General features: G+C 69.4%; 3 protein-coding genes and 1 pseudogene. 2 read left to right on the forward strand and 2 right to left on the reverse strand.

The features are described 5' to 3' along the window. Both ABZZ74_RS52685 and ABZZ74_RS52690 read right to left on the reverse strand, forming a co-directional pair. A pseudogene (locus tag ABZZ74_RS52685) lies at window positions 1-885 on the reverse strand (transcriptional regulator); the annotation flags it as partial. 16 nt (window positions 886-901) lie between these two features. Next, complete coding sequence (locus ABZZ74_RS52690) at window positions 902-1,987, reverse strand: IS110 family transposase (protein ID WP_356951241.1); 1,086 nt, start codon at window positions 1,985-1,987, stop codon at window positions 902-904. A 362-nt stretch (window positions 1,988-2,349) separates the two neighbouring features. Here ABZZ74_RS52690 and ABZZ74_RS52695 point away from each other — a divergent pair, with 362 nt between their 5' ends. Further along, complete coding sequence (locus ABZZ74_RS52695; protein ID WP_356951242.1) at window positions 2,350-2,658, forward strand: hypothetical protein; 309 nt, start codon at window positions 2,350-2,352, stop codon at window positions 2,656-2,658. Between the two features lie 302 nt (window positions 2,659-2,960). Beyond that, window positions 2,961-4,337: endo-1,4-beta-xylanase (locus ABZZ74_RS52700; RefSeq protein ID WP_356951243.1), on the forward strand; the 1,377-nt coding region annotated here is incomplete at its 3' end.

Genomic DNA, 4,337 nt, shown 5'->3' on the forward strand with positions numbered 1-4,337 from the left:
CACCTCGGTGACTCCGCGGCCCTCGGGGAAGACCGCGCGCCAGTCGCCGGTGACGTGGAGTTCGTCGGTGCCCATGGCGCGTACCACCATCAGGCCCTGGGCGTAGGCGCGGTGGGCCTTCCACCACAGGTTGGCGAAGGCCTGGGAGCGGATGAGGTGCATCCAGTCGGTGCGGTAGAGCTCCCGGTTGTAGTTCGACTCTCCCAGCGTGGAGACGAACTTGGAGTACATCTGCTTGACGTACTCCAGCGTCACGTCGTCGCCGTCGGTGATCGCCTGGTCCCGGGCGTTCTTCAACGTGATGCGGAACTTCTCCAGCAGCCCTTCCGTGGCCCCGGAGGTCCACGACTCGTGGATCTGAGGCGGGTCGCACAGGCCGTACTTCGGGTCGGCGAGGCGCAGCAGCAGGCGCAGGGTCGGTTCGGTCACCCACAGCGGTCCCGGCTCGTCCCGGGAGCCGATCGGGTTGGGCAGCACCGCGTCGTGTTCCCAGGCGGGCGGGGTGATCAGATGGACGCCGGCGCGGCGCCGGTCGTGGTGGTTGCCGGTGGAGTGCTCCAGCTGCCCGAGCGGCAGGTGGGTCTTGAGCGCGGACAGGTAGGCGCCGTTGATGTCGAGCGCGGTCACCTCGTGCTCGCCTGCAGGGAGTTCGGGGCGGGTCCACTTGGGGCGGGCCTCCCAGATCTGATCCGCGCCGCGCGCGGTCTGCTTGCGCAGGACGTCGGGCAGCCACGGGTGCGCGATCACGTCGTAGCGGCCGCCCTTGCGGCTGTGGTCCAGCAGCGCCATCGCATCCGGGATCGCCCGCTTCACCAGCGCGGCCGTCGCCGCCTCGACATCACCGGCATGCTCTTCGAGCGCGGCCGCGACCGCCGAGCCGATCAGGATGCTCCTATGGCTGTCAAGCCGCTGGATTCAGGTCGGTTTGGGTGATTCGTTCGGTTGGTGTGCTGGTCAGGGCGCGGTAGACCTCTCGGGCGACGAATCGCTTGAGGCAGCGCATGATGTCCTTCTTGTTCAGCCCTTCCTTGGTGCGGCGTTCTACGTAGGCGCGGGTGCGTTCGTCGAAGCGCATGCGGGTGAGCACGATGGTGTGCAGGGCGTTGTTCGCGGCCCGGTCGCCGCCGCGGTTGAGGCGGTGGCGGTGGGTGCGGCCGGAGGAGGCCGGGATCGGCGCTACACCGGCCAGGTGCGCGAACGCACTCTCGGACCGCATCCGTTGCGGGTTGTCCCCGGCCGTGGTCAGCAGCTGGCCGGCGGTCTCGGGACCGACGCCGAACAGCTGAAGCAGCGCGGGGGCGGCCTGTTTGACCAGTGGGCCGATTTCCGCGTCCAGCTCGGTGATCTCCTGGTCCAGGGCCTGGTGGCGGCGGGCGAGCCGCCGAAGCGCGGCACGGGTCGCCACCAGTGGGCGGGACAGCTCCTCCCCAGGCCGCATCCGAGCCAGGGTTCGTATCAGCGCAGTACCATCCAGGCCCGCGATGTGCTCGCGCAGCATCGCGGGGGCCGCCACGAGCAGGCCGCGGATCTGGTTCATCACCTGGGTGCGGGCCTTGACGGCGCTGCGGCGGGCGATCCGCAGCACCCGTACCGCCTCGACCACGCCGTCCCGGCTCTTGGGGATACCGGTGGCGCGGCTGGACAGCACAGCCGTCGCGGCGGCGTAGGCGTCGATCGGGTCCGACTTTCCCTTCATCCGCCGCGTCTTGCGGTCCGGGCGATCCACATCGACGACGGTGACGCCGGCGGCGGTCAGCACCCGGGCCAGCTCGGCTCCGTAGGCGCCGGTGCCCTCCACACCCACCGCGACCAGCGTGCCGTGCGTACGCATCCAGTCCAGCAGAGCCCGGTAGCCACGGATGGTGGCCGGAAACTCCCGGTCGGCCAGGTGCCGTCCGACCAGGTCGATCACCGCAGCATGGTGGGTCAGGCCGTGGGTGTCGACTCCGCCGGTGATCTCCGGGCCGTCGTGCGTCATCCTGGTCATGTCCGTCCTTACGAGTCCGTTCCGAGGGCGGCACGCGCCGGTCGGGCGGGTGGACAAGACAGTGACGGGGCTTCTGGACCAAGCTCCTACAAGGTCACAAACGCCCGTCCGGCCGCGTGCGTAGTGACAGCCCAGGCGGGCCGACAAATCCGAAGCAGGACAGTCGAGACGTCAGTCAGGGGTCGGGTCAGACCCACCAGCGCCGTCACCGCGACCATCATCACTGTCAGGGGTGTCGGATGCCGCCTGCACCCGGCGGCCGACCGGCACCACCTTGACACCGCGCCCCGCCCGGCTCTGCCCTCCGGCGAGCGCCGGCCGCCACCGTCTACTGGACGCAAAGCAGCCTCGTCCTCAAGACGATGCAGCCGCTCACCTCGCTCACGGTCGAGATCCGGATCGTGCAGACCGGCCAGGCGCAGAACACCGGCACCTGGCAGACCCTGCCGAGTGGTGACTTCACCGTCACCGTCCAGGAGGACGGCGGCGCGCTGGTCTACCGCTGGGTCCTCAAGCCGGGCCTGACCGTGCCGGCCGGGAGCCATGAGTTCGCCGCACAGTTCAACAACGGCGTCGGCGTGCGCAGTGCCGCGGGCGACGGCTACCGCGTCGACGCACAGGGCTCGGGCGGCTCCGCGTCGGTCCGGGGAGGGTTCGTCCCGCCCCGGTGAACGCCGCTGTGCGGCAAGGCGACGAGCCTCCTTGCCGCACGGCTCGATGGTCGAGCAGACCTCGGTGAGGCGCTCCCGGTCGCCCCGGGTGCCCAGGCGCACCGGTGCACCCGTGCGGACCGGCAGATCGTTGGGCAAGGTGACGGCGGCCGTGAAAATTCTTCCCTCGATCGCGGCAACCTTTCTGTGCGTGGCGGCGACTGACCGGAAACGGGGGGCCGAGACCAAGGTCCATTTCCCAGAAGGACAAGTCGTTGCCAGATCAGAACCCCTCTCATCGCCGCCGTACGGCAACCCGCCGCCTGATCGTCGCCGCCGTGGGTCTCGCAGCCCTGGGTGCTGCCGTGCCGCTGGTCGCCCAGGCCGCATTGACGCCGAACGCCGGCACGCCGACCGTGCTCGCCGATGCGGCGGCCGGCAGCGGCCGCTACTTCGGCACGGCAGTGTCCTCGGGCAGGCTCGGCGACTCGACGTACTCCACGATTCTCGACCGGGAATTCAACATGATCACCCCGGAGAACGAGATGAAGTGGGACACCATCGAACCGTCCCGCGGCAACTTCAACTTCGGGCCCGGCGACCAGATCGTCAGCCACGCCGCGGCACACGGGCAGAGGATGCGCGGGCACACGCTCGTCTGGCACTCCCAGCTGCCCAACTGGGTCAGTTCCATCACCGACGCCAACACCCTGCGCAGTGTGATGGACAACCACATCACCCAGGAGATGACCCACTACAAGGGCAAGATCTACGCCTGGGACGTGGTCAACGAGGCGTTCGCCGACGGCGGCAGCGGTCAGCACCGCAGCTCGGTGTTCCAGGACGAGCTGGGCAACGGCTTCATCGAAGAGGCCTTCCGCACCGCACGGACCGCCGACCCGGCGGCCAAGCTCTGCTACAACGACTACAACATCGAGAACTGGACCGACGCCAAGACCCAGGGCGTCTACAACATGGTCAAGGACTTCAAGTCCCGCGGCGTACCCATCGACTGCGTCGGCTTCCAGAGCCACTTCGGCACCGGCGGCCCACCGGCCAGCTTCCAGACCACCCTGTCCAACTTCGCCGCGCTCGGCGTGGACGTCCAGATCACCGAACTCGACATCGCCCAGGCGCCGGCAACCGCGTACGCCAACACCGTCCAGGACTGCCTCAACGTCGCCCGCTGCACCGGCATCACCGTGTGGGGCATCCGCGACAGCGACTCCTGGCGCACCGGCGAGAACCCTCTGCTGTTCGACAACAACGGCAACAAGAAACCCGCCTACGACGCGGTACTCACCACCCTGGGCGGCGCCAGCGGCGCCAGCGGCGGCACGTCGGGCGGCGACATCGCCTCCGGCACTGTCTACACGCTCTCCGACGTGGCCGCCGGACGTGTTCTCGACGAGCCCGCCGGCCAGCTCGGCAACGGCACCCCGCTCCAAGTGTGGGACGCCAGCGGCGCCGCCAACCAGCAGTGGCGGGCCACCAAGAACGGCGACGGCTCCTACACACTGACCAACATCGCCAGCGGCCGGGTCCTGGACGAGCCGGGCAACCAGACCGGCAACGGCACGAAGCTGCTGGTCTGGGACTCCAACGGCGGCGCCAACCAGCACTGGAAGGCCGCCCGGAACAGCGACGGCTCCTACACCCTGACCAACGTCGCCAGCGGCCGAGCCCTGGAGACCCCCGGC

The sequence above is a fragment of the Streptomyces sp. NPDC006476 genome, from assembly GCF_040612015.1.
Taxonomy (GTDB): domain Bacteria; phylum Actinomycetota; class Actinomycetes; order Streptomycetales; family Streptomycetaceae; genus Streptomyces; species Streptomyces griseorubiginosus_B.

Coding starts and splice junctions, on each gene's coding strand:
- ABZZ74_RS52690 (WP_356951241.1), bottom strand. CDS start 1,987: ATGACCAGGATGACGCACGACGGCCCGGAGATCACCGGCGGAGTCGAC.
- ABZZ74_RS52695 (WP_356951242.1), top strand. CDS start 2,350: ATGCAGCCGCTCACCTCGCTCACGGTCGAGATCCGGATCGTGCAGACC.